The 18,748-nt window shown below is 67.3% G+C and carries 19 protein-coding genes; 8 read left to right on the forward strand and 11 right to left on the reverse strand.

Annotation, left to right across the window (positions count from 1 at the left end):
* Nucleotides 1-422 precede the first annotated feature (422 nt).
* From yidD to ACTT2I_RS11620, 3 genes are read left to right on the forward strand one after another with little or no spacing between them, the layout of a single operon-like run.
* Entirely contained in the window at nt 423-680 is a 258-nt protein-coding gene (gene yidD, locus ACTT2I_RS11610; protein WP_088432590.1) for a membrane protein insertion efficiency factor YidD, read from the forward strand.
* A complete protein-coding gene (locus ACTT2I_RS11615; protein ID WP_421099324.1) occupies nt 681-2,027 on the forward strand; it encodes a dihydroorotase in 1,347 nt (448 codons plus the stop codon).
* Nucleotides 2,027-2,869, forward strand: coding sequence for a M23 family metallopeptidase (locus ACTT2I_RS11620; RefSeq protein WP_421099323.1), 843 nt, complete (start codon nt 2,027-2,029; stop codon nt 2,867-2,869). Before ACTT2I_RS11615 ends, ACTT2I_RS11620 begins: the two co-directional genes overlap by 1 nt.
* A gap of 77 nt (nt 2,870-2,946) precedes the next feature.
* On the opposite strand, the gene ACTT2I_RS11625 is transcribed toward ACTT2I_RS11620, so the two are convergent.
* From ACTT2I_RS11625 to efp, 5 genes are all read right to left on the reverse strand, one after another.
* Nucleotides 2,947-3,654: a squalene/phytoene synthase family protein gene (locus ACTT2I_RS11625; RefSeq protein ID WP_088432587.1), complete on the reverse strand. Its 708-nt coding sequence runs from the start codon at nt 3,652-3,654 to the stop codon at nt 2,947-2,949.
* Nucleotides 3,655-3,672: 18 nt separating this feature from the next.
* On the reverse strand, nt 3,673-4,356 hold the full coding sequence (locus tag ACTT2I_RS11630) for a phosphoglycolate phosphatase (protein WP_443096677.1): 684 nt from the start codon (nt 4,354-4,356) through the stop codon (nt 3,673-3,675).
* The gene (gene ubiG, locus ACTT2I_RS11635; protein ID WP_088432585.1) at nt 4,349-5,080 is read right to left on the reverse strand and encodes a bifunctional 2-polyprenyl-6-hydroxyphenol methylase/3-demethylubiquinol 3-O-methyltransferase UbiG; all 732 of its coding nucleotides are present in this window, start codon (nt 5,078-5,080) and stop codon (nt 4,349-4,351) included. Before ubiG ends, ACTT2I_RS11630 begins: the two co-directional genes overlap by 8 nt.
* Before the next feature lie 16 nt (nt 5,081-5,096).
* Nucleotides 5,097-6,440, reverse strand: a complete 1,344-nt coding sequence (locus ACTT2I_RS11640) for a TRZ/ATZ family hydrolase (RefSeq protein WP_421099321.1) — start codon at nt 6,438-6,440, stop codon at nt 5,097-5,099.
* Between the two features lie 253 nt (nt 6,441-6,693).
* Complete coding sequence (gene efp, locus ACTT2I_RS11645) at nt 6,694-7,263, reverse strand: elongation factor P (protein WP_019182820.1); 570 nt, start codon at nt 7,261-7,263, stop codon at nt 6,694-6,696.
* 126 nt (nt 7,264-7,389) lie between these two features.
* Here efp and epmB point away from each other — a divergent pair, with 126 nt between their 5' ends.
* On the forward strand, nt 7,390-8,394 hold the full coding sequence (epmB, locus tag ACTT2I_RS11650; RefSeq protein ID WP_088432583.1) for an EF-P beta-lysylation protein EpmB: 1,005 nt from the start codon (nt 7,390-7,392) through the stop codon (nt 8,392-8,394).
* Here epmB and ACTT2I_RS11655 read toward each other — a convergent pair whose 3' ends face one another.
* From ACTT2I_RS11655 to ACTT2I_RS11665, 3 genes are all read right to left on the reverse strand, one after another.
* Nucleotides 8,395-10,521, reverse strand: coding sequence for a putative bifunctional diguanylate cyclase/phosphodiesterase (locus ACTT2I_RS11655; RefSeq protein WP_421099320.1), 2,127 nt, complete (start codon nt 10,519-10,521; stop codon nt 8,395-8,397).
* Nucleotides 10,518-11,441, reverse strand: coding sequence for a phosphate/phosphite/phosphonate ABC transporter substrate-binding protein (locus ACTT2I_RS11660; protein WP_421099319.1), 924 nt, complete (start codon nt 11,439-11,441; stop codon nt 10,518-10,520). The genes ACTT2I_RS11655 and ACTT2I_RS11660 overlap by 4 nt, the downstream gene beginning before the upstream one ends.
* A 61-nt stretch (nt 11,442-11,502) precedes the next feature.
* Nucleotides 11,503-12,276: an RNA methyltransferase gene (locus ACTT2I_RS11665; protein ID WP_293980439.1), complete on the reverse strand. Its 774-nt coding sequence runs from the start codon at nt 12,274-12,276 to the stop codon at nt 11,503-11,505.
* Nucleotides 12,277-12,395: 119 nt separating this feature from the next.
* On the opposite strand from ACTT2I_RS11665, the gene ACTT2I_RS11670 reads away from it, so the two are divergent.
* Nucleotides 12,396-13,223 (forward strand): inositol monophosphatase family protein, encoded by an 828-nt coding sequence (locus ACTT2I_RS11670; RefSeq protein ID WP_019182815.1) that lies wholly within the window; start codon nt 12,396-12,398, stop codon nt 13,221-13,223.
* Nucleotides 13,224-13,336: 113 nt separating this feature from the next.
* On the opposite strand, the gene htpX is transcribed toward ACTT2I_RS11670, so the two are convergent.
* Entirely contained in the window at nt 13,337-14,209 is an 873-nt protein-coding gene (gene htpX / locus ACTT2I_RS11675) for a protease HtpX (protein ID WP_088432579.1), read from the reverse strand.
* Between the two features lie 93 nt (nt 14,210-14,302).
* Here htpX and gluQRS point away from each other — a divergent pair, with 93 nt between their 5' ends.
* The 3 genes from gluQRS to phaR all read left to right on the forward strand — a co-directional run bounded on the left by gluQRS (nt 14,303) and on the right by phaR (nt 16,717).
* Complete coding sequence (gluQRS, locus tag ACTT2I_RS11680; RefSeq protein WP_421099318.1) at nt 14,303-15,208, forward strand: tRNA glutamyl-Q(34) synthetase GluQRS; 906 nt, start codon at nt 14,303-14,305, stop codon at nt 15,206-15,208.
* 53 nt (nt 15,209-15,261) lie between these two features.
* Nucleotides 15,262-16,002, forward strand: coding sequence for an acetoacetyl-CoA reductase (gene phbB, locus ACTT2I_RS11685; RefSeq protein WP_088432577.1), 741 nt, complete (start codon nt 15,262-15,264; stop codon nt 16,000-16,002).
* A gap of 181 nt (nt 16,003-16,183) precedes the next feature.
* Nucleotides 16,184-16,717, forward strand: coding sequence for a polyhydroxyalkanoate synthesis repressor PhaR (phaR, locus tag ACTT2I_RS11690; protein ID WP_088432576.1), 534 nt, complete (start codon nt 16,184-16,186; stop codon nt 16,715-16,717).
* A gap of 123 nt (nt 16,718-16,840) precedes the next feature.
* Here phaR and ACTT2I_RS11695 read toward each other — a convergent pair whose 3' ends face one another.
* Together ACTT2I_RS11695 and ACTT2I_RS11700 are read right to left on the reverse strand one after the other, a co-directional pair.
* Complete coding sequence (locus tag ACTT2I_RS11695; protein WP_421099418.1) at nt 16,841-17,752, reverse strand: TraB/GumN family protein; 912 nt, start codon at nt 17,750-17,752, stop codon at nt 16,841-16,843.
* Nucleotides 17,753-17,805: 53 nt separating this feature from the next.
* Nucleotides 17,806-18,747, reverse strand: coding sequence for a DUF1684 domain-containing protein (locus ACTT2I_RS11700; protein ID WP_088432575.1), 942 nt, complete (start codon nt 18,745-18,747; stop codon nt 17,806-17,808).
* Nucleotide 18,748: the final 1 nt, after the last annotated feature.

Raw genomic sequence — 18,748 nt, forward strand, 5'->3', positions numbered from 1 at the left:
CCTGGCCGCCGGTTGTTTGGATGCAGGCTTGCCGACCGGCTTGGCGGCCGGCTTCTTGGCAACGGACTTGGCCGCCAACTTCTTTACAACAGGCTTGGCGGTTTTCTTGGCGGCCTTGACGGCCTTCTTTGCAGTTTTTTTAGCAGCCACGAAACGCTCTTCCTTGGATTCCCCGGGGCCCGGGAAAGCGGGCCTTTATAGCCTACCCGACCAGCAGCAGCAACCACACCGCCTACTCCGTTCAGCCCCGGAGTCGCAAGGCGTGCGACCGGTCCACCTGGCAGGCGGGCCGACGTGCGCAGTTCGGTACCTGACCCGGCGACACCGCCGGGGCGGCCCGTCGCGCGCGTGGGTGCGGACGGGTCCAACGCCCCATCCTGCGACAAATGCGCCCTTCATGCCAACTGGAATAAGATTGGGGGGTGATCTCACGCCTGCTCATCGCCCTGCTGCGCTTCTACAAGCGCTTCATCAGCCCGTTGCTGGGGCCGCGTTGCCGCTTCATGCCCAGCTGTTCTGAATACGCCATGCAAGCCATCGCCACCCATGGCCCCGCGCGCGGCAGCTGGCTGGCCGCGCGCCGGCTGGGCCGCTGCCATCCCTTCCATCCCGGTGGCATCGACGAGGTGCCGCCGCGCACCGCGCATGACGCCCCCTGCCGCTGCACAGGAAAACACTGAATGTCCTCCACGCTCATCGTCAACGCCCGCCTGGTCAACGAAGGCACCATCACCCAGGGCGACCTGCGCATCGAAGATGGCCGCATCGCGCAGATCGGCCCCGGCCTGGATGCCCGTCCGGGCGAAACCGTGGTCGACGCCGCCGGCCGCTGGCTGCTGCCGGGCATGATCGACGACCAGGTCCATTTCCGTGAGCCGGGCCTGACCCACAAGGGCGATATCGCGACCGAATCGGGCGCCGCCGTCGCCGGGGGCCTGACCAGCTTCATGGACATGCCCAACACCAACCCGCCCACGCTCAACGCCGAGATCCTGCAGGCCAAGTACGATGCCGCCGCCGGCCGTGCGCGCGCCAACTACGGCTTCTACATGGGCGCCAGCAACGACAACCTGGCCCACATCCAGTCGCTGGACCCCAAGACCGCGCCGGGCATCAAGGTGTTCATGGGCGCCTCCACCGGCAACATGCTGGTGGACAACCCGGAAACGCTCGATGCGATCTTCCGCGATGCGCCCACGCCGATCATCACGCACTGCGAAGACACGCCGATGATCGACGCCAAGGCCAAGGAGTACGCCGAGAAGTACCGCGATGCCCTCAGCGCCGAGCAGCATCCGGACATCCGCTCGCGCGAGGCCTGCCTGAAATCCTCCGAGCTGGCCGTGTCGCTGGCCAAGAAGCACGGCACCCGCCTGCACGTGCTGCACATCTCCACCGCCGACGAGCTCAAGCTGTTCGAACGCGGCCCACTGATCCGCGCCGATGGCAGCCGCAAGCAGATCACCGCCGAAACCTGCATCCACTTCCTGCGCTTCGACCGCAGCGATTACGCGCGGCTGGGCAACCTGATCAAGTGCAACCCGGCGATCAAGGAAGCCAGCGACCGCGAAGCGCTGACCCGCGCCGTGGCCGATGACGTGATCGACGTGCTCGCCACCGATCATGCGCCGCACACCTGGGAAGAGAAGCAGAAGCCCTATGCGCAGGCGCCGTCCGGCCTGCCGCTGGTGCAGTACGCACTGGTCGCCGCACTGGAGCTGGTGCACGAAGGCAAACTGGAGATCACCCAGGTCGTGCAGAAGTTCGCGCATGCCCCGGCGCAGCTGTTCGACGTCAGCCAGCGCGGCTACCTGCGCGAGGGCTACTTCGCCGATCTGGTGCTGGTCGAAGACGTGCCCTTCACCGTCAAGCGTGAAGACGTGCTCTCCAAGTGCGGCTGGTCGCCCTTCGAGGGCACCACCTTCCGCTCGCGCATCGCCTCGACCTGGGTCAACGGGCAGCTGGCGTGGGACGGCGAGAAGCTGGTGGGTTCGCCGAATGGCCAGCGCATGAGCTTCGACCGCTGATGCGGGCACGGTTGTTGAGTGCGGCCCTGGCGGCCGCCGGCGCCGCGGCGATGGGCAGTCTGCTGCCCTCGCCCGTCATGGCCCAGGCCGATGCGCGCGTGGTGTTTCCGGCCAGCGCCTCGCAGGGCGCGATGGTGATCGGCAAGGTGCCGGCCGGCAGCGTCGTGCAGTACGGCGGCCGCACGCTGCGCGTGAGCGGGTACGGCAGCGTGGTGTTCGGCATCGGACGGGATGAGAAGGGTCCGCTGCAGGTCCAGGTGAAGCGCCCGGACGGCGGCAGCGAAACGGTCAGCATTGCGGTCACCCCGCGTGACTGGCCGACCGAGCGCGTCAACGGCGTGCCGCCGAAAACGGTCAATCCGCCCCCGGCGATCGCCGAGCGGATCAAGCGTGAACAGGCCCAGGTCACCGCCGCGCGCGCCCGCGATGACAACCGCGCCGACTTCGCGCAGGCCTTCATCTGGCCAGTGCAGGGCCGCATCAGCGGCCGCTTCGGCAATGCGCGCATCTACAACGGCCAGCCCGGTTCCGGCCATTCCGGCATGGATATCGCAGTCCCGACCGGCACCCCGGTAAAGGCCCCGGCAGCGGGCGTGGTCACCTTCGCCGGTCCCGACCTGTACTTGACCGGTGGCACGCTGCTGCTCGATCACGGCTTCGGGATCAGTTCGAACTTCCTGCACCTGTCGCGTATCGATGTGAAGGTCGGCGACCGCGTCGAGCAGGGTCAGGTGATTGCGGCGGTCGGTGCGACCGGCCGCGCGACCGGCCCTCATCTGCATTGGGGCATGAACTGGTTCGATACCCGCATCGACCCGCTACTGGTGCTCGAACGGAAGTAACGCTGTGGTGGGTGCCGATCTTGGTCGGCACGATCGCACAGAGCGTGCGGACCAACGTCCGCACCCACCAGAAACGGTCACCCCCGCGCAGCCCACCAGGTCAGCCACAGCGTACGCATCGGCGTCGCCTGGTACTGGCGGTCCTGCACCCAGGTCAGCTGGCGGGCGCGGGCCAGGGCGGCGTACAGACGGCGCGGGCGCGGGCCGGCAACCCGGGCCGGCCACTTGGCCAGCAACTGCTGCGCCCACCGGCGCGGCGCGGCGGTGTCATCCTCGGCCAGCAGCGAACGCGGAATGGCCGCCACGCCACTCTCGTGCAGGCGCTGGGCCAGGGTCTGCACCAGCACCGGGGTAGCGACATCGCCACGCGCCGGGGTCTCGAACATCACCGCTTCCACCGCGGCCACCGCGGCCGCATAGGCCTGCAGCGAACGCAGTGCCTGCGCCGGATCGACCGGCACGGCACGCGCTTCGATCAGATCCGGCAGGGTCTCGGCCAGTTGTGCCCACGGCGCGCGCACCGGCTCGAGCACCCGGCCGAGCGGATGGCGCGAGCGCTGCACGGACCAGCTGCGCAGCTCCTCACCCCACCACGCCAGCTTGGCATCGGACGGCATCGGGTCGCCGGCGGTATTGAGGATGTCGTCGAACTCCTGCAGCAGCGAGAACCACGCCACCACCAGGGTGCGCTGGCTCTCGGGCACGAAGCGTTCGGCCACCTGCCACTCGGGCCAGCGGGTCCGCCACTTGTCCAGGAAGCTGTCCAGGGCGCTGGAAGTACTCACGGTGTATTCCTTGAAAGGCTAGAGCGTGCGCGGAAGCGGCCACGCCTTGGCATGTTGCAGGTGTTCGGGCAGTGCGACGAGGGTGTCGGCACCCCAGGCCATGGGATCGTCGGCGTCCAACCGGTAGCCCCACAGGGCGGCGACCGACGCCATGCCGGCGGCGTTGGCGGCGACGATGTCGCGCTCGTCATCGCCCACATAGACACAGGTGTCCGGGGCGATGCCCATGCGTTCGGCAGCGGCCAGCAGCGGCAGCGGATGCGGCTTGCGCTGGGCCAGGGTATCGCCGCCGATCAGCACCTTGCAGCGCTGTTCCCAACCCAGCTGCGGCACGATCAGCCGGGCCAGGTATTCGGGCTTGTTGGTGACGATGCCCCAGACACAGCCGGCCGCATCGAGCGCGTCGAGCATGCCAGCGATGCCATCGAACAACATGGCGTGCTGGCCGATCAGGCCTTCGTAGCGCTCCAGGAATTCAGGAACCAGCGCATCGCGTTCGATCTGGTCCAGCTCGGGAAACGCCACCGAGACCATCGCACGCGAGCCTTTCGAGACCACCGGGCGCAGTGCGTCCAGGGTGATCGGCGCGCGCGCGCGGGCGGCCAGCATCGCGTTGGCGGTGGCCAGCATGTCCGGTGCGCTGTCCAGCAGAGTGCCGTCCAGATCGAACAGCACCGCCGGCGGGAAACTGGACTCAGACACCTGCGGCGTCGTCCGGCTTGACCGCGTGGGCCAGGTAATTGATGTCGGTGCGCGTGCTCAGGCGGGCACGGTTGCGCCACGGCTCATAGGCCATGCCGCTGACATCGCGCAGGTTGAAATCGGCCTCGCGCAGCCACTTGCCCAGCTCGGCCGGCTTGATGAAATCCTGGTAGTGGTGGGTGCCCTTGGGCAGCAGCCGGGCCACGTACTCGGCGCCGACGATCGCCACGGCGAAGGCGGCCGGGGTGCGGTTCACGGTGGACAGGAACAGCTGGCCGCCGGGCTTGAGCAGGCGGTGGCAGGCGGCGATGATCGCGCCCGGGTCCGGCACGTGCTCCAGCATTTCCATGCAGGTGACCACGTCGAAGCTGCCCGGCTGTTCGGCAGCGAGGTCTTCAGCGGCCTGCACGCGGTAGTCGACGGTAACGCCGGACTCCAGCCCGTGCAGGCGCGCCACCTTGACCAGCTCCGGGGCCAGGTCGATCGCAGTGACATCCGCGCCTTCCTTGGCCAGTGCTTCGCTGAGCAGGCCGCCACCACAGCCGATATCGAGCACGCGGGCGCCGCGAAGGGTCACGCGCTGGGCGACGTACTGCAGGCGCACCGGGTTCAGTGCGTGCAGCGGCTTCTGCGGGCCATCGACGTCCCACCAGCGGTTGGCGAGCGCGGCGAACTTGTCCAGTTCGGCCTGATCGAAATTGGTGGACGCATGCGGGGTATTCATGGGGATCCTTGGTGCATCAAGCACGGATGTGTCGGATACGCTCGCGCCACTGGCGGGCGTTGGCGACGATCGCGGCGGTGTCCATGCCGACCAGTTCGCGCTGGACCAGCTTGGGCTGGCCGGCGATCCAGACATCGCTGACCTGATGGCGGCCAGCGGCATAGACCAGCTGCGAGAGCACATGGTGCAGCGGTTGGGTTTCAAGTGCGGACAGATCCACGCAGACCAGATCGGCCTGCTTGCCGACCTCGATCGAGCCGATGCGGTCGCCGAAGCCGAGCGCGCGGGCGCCGCCCAGCGTGGCCGCGCGCAGCGTGGTGGCCGCGTCCAGCGCGGTGGCATCGTTGGCGACGGCCTTGGCCATGATCGCCGCGGTGCGGTTCTCGCTGAACATGTCCAGGTCGTTGTTGCTGGCGCAGCCGTCGGTGCCGATCGCCAGGTTCACGCCGGCACGCTGCAGGGCGCAGGCCGGGCAGAACCCGGAAGCCAGCTTGAGGTTGGATTCCGGGCAATGCACCACGCTGACGCCACGCTCGGCGCACAGATGGATTTCCGCCTCGGTCAGCTGGGTCATGTGCACCGCGATCAGGCGGTCGTTGACCAGGCCCAGGCGGTCCAGGCGCGCCAGCGGGCGCTGGCCGTGAAGCTTGAGCGAGTCGCTGATTTCCTGCGCGGTTTCATGCGTATGCAGGTGAACCTGCATGTCCAGCTGGTCGGACAGCATGCGCACGCGTTCGAAATTGGCATCGTTGACGGTGTACGGCGCGTGCGGCGCGAACGAAGTGCCGATCAGCGGATCGTTGCGCCACTGGTCGTGCAGTTCGCCGGCCTTGGCGAAGTACTCGTCGTCGGTCTTGGCCCAGGCGGTCGGGAAATCGATGATCACCGCACCGACCAGCGCACGGAACCCGTGCTGCTTGTAGACGGCGGCCTGGACGTCGGAGAAGAAGTAGTTTTCGTTGGCGCAGGTGGTACCGCCGCGCAGCATCTCGGCGATCGCCAGGGTGGTGCCGTCGGCCACGAACTCCGGCCCGATCACCGCCGCTTCCACCGGCCAGATGTGCTGCTGCAGCCAGACCATCAGCGGCAGGTCGTCGGCGACGCCCCGCAGCAGGGTCATGGGGTTGTGGGTATGCGCGTTGACCAGGCCCGGCATCAGCGCCGCCTCCGGGCGCGAGACGGTCTGCTTCGGCGCAAAGCGCTCGCGTGCTTCGGCACGCGGCAGGATCGCGATGATCTCGCTGCCCCGCACGGCCACGGCATGGTCTTCCAGCACCACCGCATGCGGCTCGATCGGGACCACGTAACCGGCTTCGATCAACAGGTCACAGGCTTCGGGAATGCGGGCGGTGTCGGTCATGCGTGCTCACTGTGCTGGGCGGACGACCCGAAGGCGTGGGCGACCGGGACGCTTGGGGGGTAGAGCCGACCAACGGTCGGCTCTACCGGATGCGGTTGCCGGTCGGTACCGCAGCCGACCAACGGTCGGCTCTACCGGATGCGGTGGCCGGCCGGTACCGCAGCCGACCAACGGTCGGCTCTACCGGATGCGGTGGCCGGTCGGCACTGCAGCCGACCAACGGTCGGCTCTACCGTAATCCGGCTTCGCCGGATTACTTGCCTGCGCGTGCGGAGTATTCGCCCGAGCGGGTGTCGACCTTGATGATTTCATCCTGGTTGACGAACAGCGGCACGCGGACCACCGCGCCGGTTTCCAGGGTGGCCGGCTTGCCGCCGCCGCCCGAGGTATCGCCACGGACGCCCGGATCGGTCTCGGTGATCTTCAGCTCGACGAAGTTCGGCGGCTGGACGAAGATCGGCTCGCCGTTCCACAGGGTGACGATGCATGACTCTTCGCCCTTCAGCCACTTCTCGGCGCCGCCCATGCCGGCCTTGGTGGCCTGGACCTGCTCGAAGGATTCCGGGTCCATGAAGTGCCAGAACTCGCCGTCGCTGTACATGAAGTCCATGTTGGTATCCACGACGTCGGCCTTCTCCACGTCATCGGTCGCCTTCATGGTCATTTCGACCACGCGGCCCGACTTGATGAAGCGGTACTTCATGCGGGTGAAGGCCTGGCCCTTGCCCGGCTTGACGTATTCGGTCTCGGTGATGACCGCTGGTTCATTGTTGACCAGGATCTTCATCCCGTTCTTGACGTCGTTCATGCCAACAGTGGCCATGCTGAAACTCCTGAATGGGCAAACGCCGCGCAGGCGCGGCGAGCCGGATAGAATGGGAAATCCCACCGACACCGGTGGGGTGACTCGATATTTCTGACCCACATGATAACCGCAGGCCCCCATTCCATGCAGCTTTCCGCCACGCCCCTGGCCGCCCCCGTCCGCTGGCAGCAACGGTGGCGCGAGGCGATCCGCGACCCGCGCGAACTGCTGCGGCAGCTGGGGCTGGATCCGGTGGAACTGGGGGTCTCGGACGAGGCGGCCGGCCAGTTCGCGGTACGCGTGCCCCAGGGCTTCGCGGCCCGGATGCGCCACGGCGACCGCCATGACCCCCTGCTGCGCCAGGTCCTGCCGATCACCGACGAGCTGAAGGTCGTGCCCGGCTTCAGCCTGGACGCGGTGGGCGACGGTGCGGCCAAGAAGGCCACCGGGGTCATCCAGAAGTACCGCGGCCGTGCCCTGCTGGTCACCACCGGCAGCTGCGCGATCAACTGCCGCTACTGCTTCCGCCGCCATTTCGATTACGGCACCGAGAACGCCGCCCGCGAGGGCTGGCGCGATGCGGTCGACGCGATCGCCCAGGACCCGGATATCGACGAGGTGATCCTGTCCGGCGGCGACCCGTTGTCGCTGGCCACGCACAAGCTGGTCGAGCTGACCCAGGCGCTCAAGCAGATCCCGCACCTGCGCCGCCTGCGCATCCACAGTCGCCTGCCGGTGGTCCTGCCCGAGCGCGTGGATGACGAACTGGGGCAGTGGATCGCCTCGCTGCCGTGGCCGGTAGCGTTCGTGATCCATGCCAACCATGCCAACGAATTCGATGCGTCCGTGGATGCTGCGATGGCGCGCCTGCGCGGCGCCGGTGCCACCCTGCTCAACCAGGCGGTACTGCTGCGCGGGGTCAACGATTCGATCGAGGCGCTGCAGGCACTGAGCGAGCGCAGTTTCGCCGCCGGCGTGCTGCCTTATTATCTGTACCAGGTGGACCGGGTCGAGGGCGTGGCCCATTTCGAAGTGGACGACGACACCGCCAAGGGCCTGCATGCGCAGCTCACCGCGCGCCTGTCCGGCTACCTGGTGCCCAAGCTGGTCCGCGAAATCTCCGGCGACAGCAGCAAGCGCCCGGTCTGATCAGCTGCCCGATTCGAGCAGCTGCACCACTTCGGTCGCGCTGACCGGGTGGCTCAGCCAGTAGCCCTGGGCCAGGTCGCAGCCGCGCTGGGCCAGCAGGTCGAACTGCACTTCCTGCTCGATGCCCTCGGCCACCACGGTGATTCCCAGGGCATGGGCCATGGCGATGATCGCCGTGGTCAACGCCAGGTCGTCCGGGTCACGCTGCATGTCGGCCACGAAGCTCTTGTCGATCTTGACCCCGTCCACCGGCACCTGGCGCAGGTGGCTCAGGCCGGAGAAGCCGGTCCCGAAATCGTCCAGCCACACCTTCACGCCGGTCCGGTGCAGCTTGTCCAGCAGCGCGGCGGCCAGCATTTCATCGCCGATCACCGCCGTTTCGGTCAGCTCCAGGTGCAGGCGCGAGGCCGGCAGACCGGTGTCGCGCAGGCAGTCGGCCACCAGGGCCGGCAGTTCGCCGCCGCGCAGCTGGCGGGGCGACACATTGACCGAGACGAACACCCCTTCCCCGTCGACACCCACCGGCCACTGCACCGCCTCGGTACAGGCCGCGCGCAGCACCTTCGGGCCGATCACTTCAATCAGACCGCTCTGCTCGGCTACTTCGATGAAGACCGACGGCGGAATCGTGCCCAGGGTCGGGTGCTGCCAGCGCAGCAGCACTTCCACGCCGACCATGCGGCGGTCGCGGGTGCGGAAGATCGGCTGGTAGGCCAGCCGCAGCTCGCCCCGTTCCCAGGCGCCGCGCAGTTCCTGTTCCATGTGCACGCGGCGCTCGACCGCATGATCCATCGCCCGGCTGTAATAGCGGTAGCAGTTCTTGCCCGCCATCTTGGCCTGGTACATCGCGATGTCGCCGTTCTTGAGCAACGTGGTGGCGTCGGCGGCATCGTCGGGGAACAGGGTGACGCCGATCGAGGTCCCCAGGAACAGCTCCCGGCCCTGCACCACCAGCGGCTTGCCCAGTTCGCGCACGAGGATCTCGGCCAGTTCGCGCGCACCAGCGGCGACATCGCCATCCCCGATCAGGATCACGAACTCATCGCCGCCGAAGCGCGCCAGCAGCGCTTCATCGCCGCCGGCCTGGGCAACGGCCGCGCTGATCCGCTGCGCGAACTGCAGCAGCGCCTCGTCGCCGGCCTCATGGCCGAGGGTGTCGTTGACGCGCTTGAAGTCGTCCATGTCGGCAAACAGCAGGCCAAGCCGTTGCCCGGAGGCCCGCGCGGCCATCAGGCGATGGTCCAGCGCCTCGCGGAACGCCAGCCGGTTGGTCAGCCCGGTCAGCGCATCGGTATAGGCCATGTGCCGGACTTCGCGGTCGTGGCGGGCGATCGCCTGGCTCATGCGGCCGAACGCGCGCATCAGCTCACCAACTTCATCCTGGCGCCGGATTTCCGGCATCTGCAGGGTGTAATCGCCCGCCTCGATCTGGCGGGCGGCCCCGGCCAGCCAGCGGATCGGCGTCACCAGGGTGCGCTGCACGTAAATGATCACCACCGCACCGATCCCGACCAGCAGCCCAAGCATCAGCAGCAGCCAGCCCAGGTGGCGCTTGCCGACCTGCTGCAGGCGGTCGCCCAGGGTCTGGTTGGCCTGCTGTTCCATGGCCTGCACATCGTCCAGCGCCATGCCCACCCGCACCCCGCCGATCCGCTGGTTGCCGATCATGATCGGCATCGCGTTGTCGAGCACCCTGGGCGACTGCTGCACCACCAGCCCGCGGGCACCGGCCGCGCCCGCGGCAAGCGGATCGCTCATCGGCTGGCCGAACTCGAGCACGTCCACCGTGCCGTCGTGGATCAGCCTGCCGTTCTCGTCGAACACCAGCACATAGCGCACCACCTGCTGCCGGGAGGTGTTGCGTACCAGCGCCCCGACCTGCTCGAGATCGTTGTAGTACAGCGGGTTGGCCAGCGCATCGGACAACTCGCGCGCCAGTGCTTCACCACGGCTGCGCACGCTGCGGTCGAACAGGTCATGGATGACCGTGCCGCTGAGATGCTGCACCTCGTCCTGCATCGTCGCCTGGCGCCCCAGCACCACGGCCACGATCGCCACCACGACCAGCATCGCACCGCTCATCGCCAGCACGAAGCGGGCCTGCATTCCCGAACCCAAGCGACTCATTCCACTTCCATCCGCACGCGCGTCAAGCCTTGTTTCAATTCATCCAGCCGGTGCTGCATCTGCGCATCCACCCGATGGAACCCGGACGTACCAAAAAATGTTTTCAATGCCGGCTGCGCCTGCGGATCGGAGGCCGCCTCCAGCAACACCTGCTGCAGCCGGTCGCGCACCTGCGGATCCAACCCCTCGCGCACCATCTCCACCGCACGCGGATACGGCTCGGTTCGATGGATGATGCGGAAATCGCGCAGGAAATTGGCCGGGATGCGCTTGCCATCGGACCAGTCCACGCTGCTCACCGCCCCCGCATCCACCAGTCCTTTGTGCACGAAGGTGGCGATGTTCGCTTCCGACCGGGCGAACACGTAACCGACGGTGTCCGGTGCGGCGACATCCCCGATCGAGGCGAGGATCTCCGGCGTCTCGCCATGCTGCAGCAAGGTCATCACCGGCACCAGATAGGCACTGGTGGAGGCCATGTTCTGCAACGCCAGGGTGTGCCCGCGCAGGTCCTCCAGCGTCCGCACGGGGCTGTCGCGCCGCACGAAGAACACCGTGTGGTACTCGCGCACGCCGCTGCGCTCGGTCAGCAGCAACGGCTTGGCGCCACTGCGCTGGCCCAACGCGACGGCGGTGCCGGAGGTCTCGGTCACCCAGTCGACGCGGCCGCGGCGCAGGTAGCTGCCCATCTGCTGGGTATCGCGCGCCATCAGGATGCGGCCCTCGGTGATGCCAACGTCGTGCATGCGCGGAATCACGTAATCGAGCAGGGGCTGCAGTTGCGCATAGTGTGACCTGGGGTCGTCGCTGATCCTTCCCAGCACCAGCACATGGGCGGGCCCGGCCCATGCCGGGCCGGTCATCGCGGCGATGGCCAGACACAGCACTACGCTCTGCAGCAGCCTTCGCAGTCCCGACAAGCCCATCACTCCCCCCAAGGAATCGAGACAGACTACCCGAAAAAATGAGAACTGCGTCAGCTTACAGGGGCTTGTTCGTCGCCAATCTCGCCATGCGCTGCGCGTCGGAGAGGATGCCGCGCAACAGCCGGACTTCCTGTTCACTCAGTTCGGTGCGCAGGAACAGGCGACGCAGCTTGCGCATCGCCGATTCAGGCGCACGGCCCTTGTGGAAGTCGATCTCATCGAGGGTGTCGCCAAGCTGGCCGAACAGGCCTTCGACCTGGGCATGGCTGGCCGGCGCTTCGCCGAAACCGGGATCGGCCGGGGCCGCGACCGGGGCGTCGGCTGCGCCCAGGATCGCCATGCGCACTTCATAGGCCAGCACCTGCACCGCGGCGGCCAGGTTCAAGGAACTGAACTCGGGGTTGGAGGGAATGTGCACGGCCGCATGGCAGAGCTGCAGCTCCTCATTGGTCAGGCCGGTGCGCTCGCGGCCGAACACGAAGGCCACCTCGGCCGGCTCGGCGGCCTTGGCCAGCACGCGCTGGGCGGCCACGGCCGGCAGCAGCTCTTCCAGCTGGACCCGGCGCGAGCGGGCGGTACAGCCCAGCACGAAGCGGCAGTCCGCCACGGCCTCGGCCAGGGTGGCCACGACCGGGGCATCGCCCAGGACATCCTCGGCCCCGGCCGAGCGGCGGAAGGCCTCCTCATCCAGCGGTTTCTCGGGCGCGACCAGGACCAGGCGGCCCAGGCCCATGGTTTTCATGGCACGTGCGGCCGCCCCCATGTTTCCGGGGTGCTGGGTGCCGACCAGGACGAAGCGGATGCGGGCGGGAGCGGTTTGTACGGACATGAACAGGCCAAATGCGAGCAGGACAGCGACAAATGGTAAACTGTGCGACCGGCCTCTGCGCCGGGACCGCTCTTTTCCCCCGCCAAACCCCTACTCTGCCTTTACGGGAGCTTTTCGCCATGCAGAAACCCGCCGTCACCGTCATGGTCAAGGCCGCCCGCCTCGCCGGCAACGTCCTGTTGCGCAACATCAACAAGCTCGAGGCGTTGAACGTCGTGCAGAAGGGCCGCATGGACTATGCCAGTGAAGTCGATGCAGATGCGGAAAAGGTCATCGTCAAGGAACTCAAGCGCGCCTATCCCGAGTACGGGATCATGGGTGAGGAAGGTGGCGTGCAGTCGGTCAACCGTTACATGTGGGTCATCGATCCGCTGGACGGCACCAGCAACTACCTGCGTGGCTTCCCGCATTACTGCGTCTCCATCGCCCTGGTCGAGAACGGCGAGCCGATCGACGCGGTGATCTTCGATCCGCTCCGCAATGAGCTGTTCACCGCCAGCCGTGGCGCTGGCGCGGTATTCAACGACCGCCGTATCCGTATCGCCGAACGCAAGGATCTGGGCGGCGCGATGATCCACACCGGCTTTGCCCCGCGTGAGCGTCAGCGCACGAGCGCGCAGCTGAAGGCCGTGGACGCGCTGCTGGTGCAGGCCGAAGATGTGCGCCGCACCGGTTCGGCAGCGCTGGATCTGGCCTATGTGGCCTGTGGCCGTGCCGATGCGTATTTCGAGGCCGGCGTGAAGGCCTGGGATATCGCGGCCGGTGTGCTGCTGGTCCGCGAGGCCGGTGGCCGCGTATGCGATTTCAAGGGTGCGACGCCGGCCCGCATGGACAGCCGGGGTCCGGAGACGCAGCAGATCGTGGCCGGCAATGTGAAGATCAGCGATGCGCTGCAGAAGGTGCTGGTCAATACGGGCTACGCGGCCGAGTTCGACGCGAAGTTCTGATCGGGCTGGATCTGGTCTGCCTGACAACGGCGCCTTCGGGCGCCGTTGTTGTTTGCGGGAACAAAAACGCCCGGCGCAAGCCGGGCGTTCTGGTCAGCGCACCGCGGAGAGAGTTACACCACGGTGTTGTTGGCCGCGCGCAGGGCGGCGATGCGCTCGTCCAGCGGGGGGTGGCTCATGAACAGCTTCTTGGCGGCACCGCCGGCGATGCCGAAGGCGGCGATCTGGGTCGGCAGGGTGCTCTGGCCGTGGTTGACCTTGAGGCGTTCCAGGGCGGCGATCATCTTCTGGCGGCCGGCCAGGTGGGCGCCACCGGCGTCGGCGCGGAATTCGCGGTGACGCGAGAACCACATCGAGATCATGGTGGCGAACAGGCCGAAGACCATCTCCAGCACGAACACGATGATGTAGTAGGCGAAGCCGCGGCCGCCGCCTTCGCGGTTGCCGGACAGGGCGCTGTCGATGAAGCCGCCGACGATGCGGGCCAGGACGATCACGAAGGTGTTGAGCACGCCCTGCAGCAGGGCCATGGTGACCATGTCGCCGTTGGCGACGTGGGCGATTTCATGGCCGAGCACGGCTTCGGCCTCGTCTTCGCTCATGTTGTGCAGCAGGCCGGTGGAGACCGCGACCAGCGCTTTGTTTCGGTTGGCGCCGGTGGCGAAGGCATTGATTTCCGGCCCTTCGTACACGGCCACTTCGGGCATGCCGATGCCGGCTTCACGGGCCTGCCGCTCGACGGTGGCCAGCAGCCAGCGTTCGGTCTGGTTGCGCGGCTCGGTGATCACCACCGCACCGGTGGAGCGCTTGGCCATGAACTTGGAGAGCAGCAGCGAAATGAACGAGCCGCCGAAGCCGAAGATGGCGGCAAAGACCAGCAGACCGCTCATCTGATTGGGATTGACACCCAGCACCGACATCACGATGCCGGCCAGGATAAGCACCGCAAAGTTGGTCAGCAGGAAGAGAGCAATGCGACTGAACATGGGAAAAGGACGCTCGTTGGAGGTTGATGAGTGCAAATCTGCGGTGACTTCAGCTTGAATTCAAGTCGCAAACTGACCGACGATTCATAGTCCATGTCCGATTCTTCCTATTGCGGGCGCTTTGCGCCCTCCCCCACCGGCCCGCTGCACCCCGGCTCCCTGCTGGCGGCGCTGGGCAGCTGGCTGCTCGCGCGCCATGCCGGCGGCCGCTGGCTGGTGCGGGTGGAGGATGTCGATCCTCCTCGAACGGTCCCCGGTGCGGTGAACGGCCAACTGGCCGCGCTGGCCGCCTTCGGACTGTGCAGTGACGGCCCCATCATCCATCAGAGCGCGCGCGATGCGCTCTACCAAGACGCGCTGGACCGGCTGCTGCGCGAGGGCAAGGCCTTTGCCTGCCACTGCAGCCGCACGGAGCTGGCCGCCCAGGGGGGCATCCATCACCACTGCGTTGCGCGTACCACGCGTGCGCAGCCAGCGGTGAGGCTGCGGGTGCCGCCCGGCAGCGTGGTGGGCTTCGATGACGGGTTGCAGGGCCGGGTCGTGCAGGACGTGCACGCCGAGGTCGGCGACTTCGTGCTGCGCCGGGCCGACGGCTACTGGGCGTATCAGCTGGCGGTGGTGGTCGACGATGGCGCGCAGCACGTGACCGACGTGGTCCGCGGCGCCGACCTGCTCGACTCCACCCCACGCCAGATCCTGCTGCAGCAGGCACTGGGATTGCCGACCCCGCGCTACCTGCATCTGCCCCTGCTGCTCGGCCCCGATGGGCGCAAGCTCTCCAAATCCGAGGCCGCGCTGCCGATCGACCCCGCCGCCCCGCTGCCGGCCCTGCGCCGCGCGTGGGCGCAGCTGGGCCAGGACCCGGCGATCGTCGCGGGCATCGAGGACGTCACCCGTTGGCTGCAGCAGGCTGTGGCCGGCTTCGATCCGGCCCGCTTGCCACCGGGCGACATCCCCCTGCGGCAAGCGGCTGACGGAGCCGCCCCTTTTGCCCGCTGATGTTGCAGAATCCTGTTCCCCCTTGTTGGCCCTGCCTTTCGGAGTAGCTGCTCATGACATCTCGCGTCGCACTGGTCACCGGTGGTACTGGCGGAATCGGTACTGCCATCTGCCAACGCCTGGCCGACCAGGGCCATCGGGTCGCCACCAACTACCGTGACGAAGCCAAAGCCAAGGCCTGGCGCGAGAAGATGCTGGCCCGCGGCTGCGATGTGGCGATCTTTCCGGGCGATGTATCCGAGCCGGGCACGGCCGAACGCATGGTCCAGGCCGTTGAAGCGGCGCTGGGCCCGGTCGAGATCCTGATCAACAACGCCGGCATCACCCGCGACACCACCTTCCACCGTATGCGCGCGGACCAGTGGCACGATGTCATCAACACCAACCTCAACTCGGTGTTCAACGTCACCCGCCCGGTGATCGAGGGCATGCGCCGCCGCGGCTGGGGCCGGGTCATCCAGATCAGCTCGATCAACGGCCTGAAGGGCCAGTACGGCCAGGCCAACTACGCGGCGGCCAAGGCCGGCATGCACGGCTTCACCATTTCGCTGGCGCGTGAGAATGCCGGTTTCGGGATCACGGTGAATACGATTTCGCCAGGCTATGTGGCCACCGACATGGTGATGGCCGTGCCGGACGAGGTGCGCGCCAAGATCATCGCCGACATCCCCACCGGCCGGCTCGGCAAGCCGGAGGAGATCGCGTACGCGGTGGCCTTCCTGGTCAACGACGAAGCCTCCTGGATCACCGGCTCCAATCTGGACATCAACGGCGGCCACCACATGGGGTGGTAACGCAGCGCTGCGCCGGCGGCGGCGCGGGCAGAAAGTGGAATGCGGGCAACCGCCCGGCGCAGGACGGAATTGCTGCACCCTATGTTGCGCAACATAAATGCGGCCCCTTGCTACCTATGGCGGTTGCATAGGCTGCTGCACTGCGCCATGCTGCGCGCCTACTGTGATGAGTGACTGCTTCATGGCTGCGACCCGCATTATCAAGAAGTATCCGAACCGCCGGCTCTACGACACGGAAATCTCCAGCTACATCACCATAGAGGATGTGCGCCAGCTGATCCTGGATGGTGAGGACTTCGAGGTGCGTGACGCCAAGAGCGGCGATGACCTGACCCGCTCGGTGCTGCTGCAGATCATCGCCGACCAGGAACAGGACGGCGAACCGATGCTGTCCACGCAACTGCTCAGCCAGCTGATCCGCTTCTATGGCGACTCGCTGCAGGGCTTCATGGGCAATTACCTGGAGCGCAGCATGCAGGTGTTCCTGGACCAGCAGCAGCAGTTCCGCCAGCAGATGGGCAATCTCCTCGGCCAGACCCCCTGGGCGATGATGAACCAGCTGACCGAGCGCAACATGGAAATGTGGCAGGACTTCCAGCGCAACATGGGCACCGGCTTCGGCGGCCGCCCAGGTGGAACCGGTACCGGCACGGGCACGGGAACCGGCAAAAAGCCGGAAACCCCGGCGCCGGGCGCAGGCAAGACCCGCCGCTGAGGCCGGATCGGCCGCAGAAAAGAAAAAGGCGCAGCCTCCGGGCCGCGCCTTTTCTCGTTCCAGGGCCGGGCGTCACTCACCTGGAGCCGGGCGTCACTGACGACGCCCCGGTGTCCGATGCGCTCAGCGCTTGGGCTTGGCGCAGCCGGTGCAGACGCGTTCGACCTTGTAGCCCCTGGCGCGCAGCTTCTCGACCACCCCATCGTTGCCCAGCAGATGCAGCGTGCCGACCACCACCAGCGTGCCACCCTGCCCGGCCTGCAGGTGCTGCTGCAGTTTCGGCACCCAAGCGTCATTGCGGTCGGTGTTGATGCGCTTGTACAGCTGCGGGTACTGGCCGCGCATCTCGGTGGCCATCGAGGTCCACAGCAGCTTGTCGTCGCCGCGGCGCCAGGCGTCGTGCAGCTTGCGCCCCATTTCATCGCCCTTGCCCGCCTGCTCCAGCGCTTCGGCCACCATCTGCTGCTGCTCCTTGGCCGACATTCCCGACAGCACTGCGATCTGCGTGTCGATGTCTTCCAACCCGGCGGTCGCCTTGCCCGCGCTGGCAGCACGCGTCATGAAATGACGGTCCAGCCCCAGCGCCGGATCCAGGCCCATCTTGGTGAACTGGCTCAGGGTGATGGTCAGGCCGACGAACCACGGTTTCATGCCCTGCAACTGGGCCAGCGGCAGCTTGTTTTCCTGCGCATAGGCCTGCAGCCGGGTCCACGTAGCCGCATCGAGGTCGCGCTTCAGCTCCGAGCCATCGGTGCGCATCGCGGCCTGCACCATCTTCTGCGCAAGCTCCGGCGACTCCATGTCCTGCGGCGACAGCTCGAACACCACGCGCTGCGAGGCGGCGAAGGCCTGGTCGACATCCGCCGCGAGCGGGTAATCGGTCGGCTGCAGCAGATGGAACGACCCCAGCAGGTACAGGCGGCTGTCCCCCGGGCCGGTAACCTTCCACAACAGCGGAACCGGCGCGGTGGCCTTGGCCGCCGCCGGCGCGCTCGGCGCGGCCGGGCGGGCCTGGGCACCGCCGGTGCTGATCATCAGGCCCGCAGCGATCAGCAGCGGGGACAAAAGACGCGACAACATCGACATGGTCAAGCCTCTCCTTCGGGGGCGTGGTATGCCTGCTCACCGGCGTCCACGCGCAGGTCGAGGCGGTTTTCAGGGGGCGTCAGCGGACACGTGGCGAACGGCGTGAACGCGCACGGTGGGTTGTAGGCATGGTTGAAATCGATCACCACGCGGCCCTGGTCGTCAGGCGCGGGCAGATCCAGGTAGCGGCCGGCCGGATAACTGCCGTGGCCGCTGGTGCGGTCGCCGAAGATCACGAACAGCTCCCGGCCGGGCTCGCCGATCGCTTCCAGCCGCCAGGTGCGGCCGTCGCGCTCGAACTCCAGGGTGCCGGCGTTGGGCATGTTCGAGGTCAGGCCGGTGATGTCCACGATCGGCAGGGTCTTGCCGGCCGGGTGCGGCACGAAGCGCGCGGTGATGCGCCAGGACGGACCGCCCGGCCAGTACGTCAAGCCGGTGAAGTTCGTCCGCGAGGGCGCGTCGGCATGCTTGACCCGCAGTGCGAAACGCTCGCCGCGATGGATCAGGCTGAGCCGGCCCTTGCCGTCATCGAAGGCGATGACGGTCGGGCTCGGATCGCGGTCACTGAAGAAGCGGATGCGGCCGGTAACCGCCTTGCCGTCCACCTGCATCGGCACCCCGCGTTCGGGCGTGAACCAGACGGTGTTGCCGTCGCGCGCGACCATGCCCAGCTTGTCCGGACCGACCGCCAGGCGGATGCCGCTGCCCGGCCCGTGGCCGATGTAATGCGCCTTGTATTCCAGCCAGTGCAGGCCGACCAGACTGGTCCAGCCGTCGGCAGCATGCAGTTCCTCATAGCGCTGTTGGCGCCACTGCTGCTGTTCGGCCTCGAAGGCCGGATCGATCGCCACCTTCGCAGGGGCGTCTACCGTTTTCTCGCCACACCCCGACACGCTCACTGCCAGCAGCAACGCGGCGGCCCACACTCCCCAGTGCTTCCCCATG

It is taken from the genome of Stenotrophomonas sp. PUT21 (genome assembly GCF_052232875.1).
GTDB lineage: Bacteria > Pseudomonadota > Gammaproteobacteria > Xanthomonadales > Xanthomonadaceae > Stenotrophomonas > Stenotrophomonas maltophilia_N.

What these genes read in the sequence shown, in the direction of transcription:
- efp (WP_019182820.1), bottom strand. Translation starts at nt 7,263, where the DNA reads ATGGCCACTGTTGGCATGAACGACGTCAAGAACGGGATGAAGATCCTG.
- ACTT2I_RS11700 (WP_088432575.1), bottom strand. Translation starts at nt 18,747, where the DNA reads ATGGGGAAGCACTGGGGAGTGTGGGCCGCCGCGTTGCTGCTGGCAGTG.
- htpX (WP_088432579.1), bottom strand. Translation starts at nt 14,209, where the DNA reads ATGTTCAGTCGCATTGCTCTCTTCCTGCTGACCAACTTTGCGGTGCTT.
- ACTT2I_RS11665 (WP_293980439.1), bottom strand. Translation starts at nt 12,276, where the DNA reads ATGTCCGTACAAACCGCTCCCGCCCGCATCCGCTTCGTCCTGGTCGGC.
- ACTT2I_RS11655 (WP_421099320.1), bottom strand. Translation starts at nt 10,521, where the DNA reads ATGAGTCGCTTGGGTTCGGGAATGCAGGCCCGCTTCGTGCTGGCGATG.
- ACTT2I_RS11640 (WP_421099321.1), bottom strand. Translation starts at nt 6,440, where the DNA reads ATGACCGACACCGCCCGCATTCCCGAAGCCTGTGACCTGTTGATCGAA.
- phbB (WP_088432577.1), top strand. Translation starts at nt 15,262, where the DNA reads ATGACATCTCGCGTCGCACTGGTCACCGGTGGTACTGGCGGAATCGGT.
- ACTT2I_RS11615 (WP_421099324.1), top strand. Translation starts at nt 681, where the DNA reads ATGTCCTCCACGCTCATCGTCAACGCCCGCCTGGTCAACGAAGGCACC.
- ACTT2I_RS11620 (WP_421099323.1), top strand. Translation starts at nt 2,027, where the DNA reads ATGCGGGCACGGTTGTTGAGTGCGGCCCTGGCGGCCGCCGGCGCCGCG.
- phaR (WP_088432576.1), top strand. Translation starts at nt 16,184, where the DNA reads ATGGCTGCGACCCGCATTATCAAGAAGTATCCGAACCGCCGGCTCTAC.
- ACTT2I_RS11695 (WP_421099418.1), bottom strand. Translation starts at nt 17,752, where the DNA reads ATGATCAGCACCGGCGGTGCCCAGGCCCGCCCGGCCGCGCCGAGCGCG.
- ACTT2I_RS11670 (WP_019182815.1), top strand. Translation starts at nt 12,396, where the DNA reads ATGCAGAAACCCGCCGTCACCGTCATGGTCAAGGCCGCCCGCCTCGCC.
- ubiG (WP_088432585.1), bottom strand. Translation starts at nt 5,080, where the DNA reads ATGAATACCCCGCATGCGTCCACCAATTTCGATCAGGCCGAACTGGAC.
- epmB (WP_088432583.1), top strand. Translation starts at nt 7,390, where the DNA reads ATGCAGCTTTCCGCCACGCCCCTGGCCGCCCCCGTCCGCTGGCAGCAA.
- gluQRS (WP_421099318.1), top strand. Translation starts at nt 14,303, where the DNA reads ATGTCCGATTCTTCCTATTGCGGGCGCTTTGCGCCCTCCCCCACCGGC.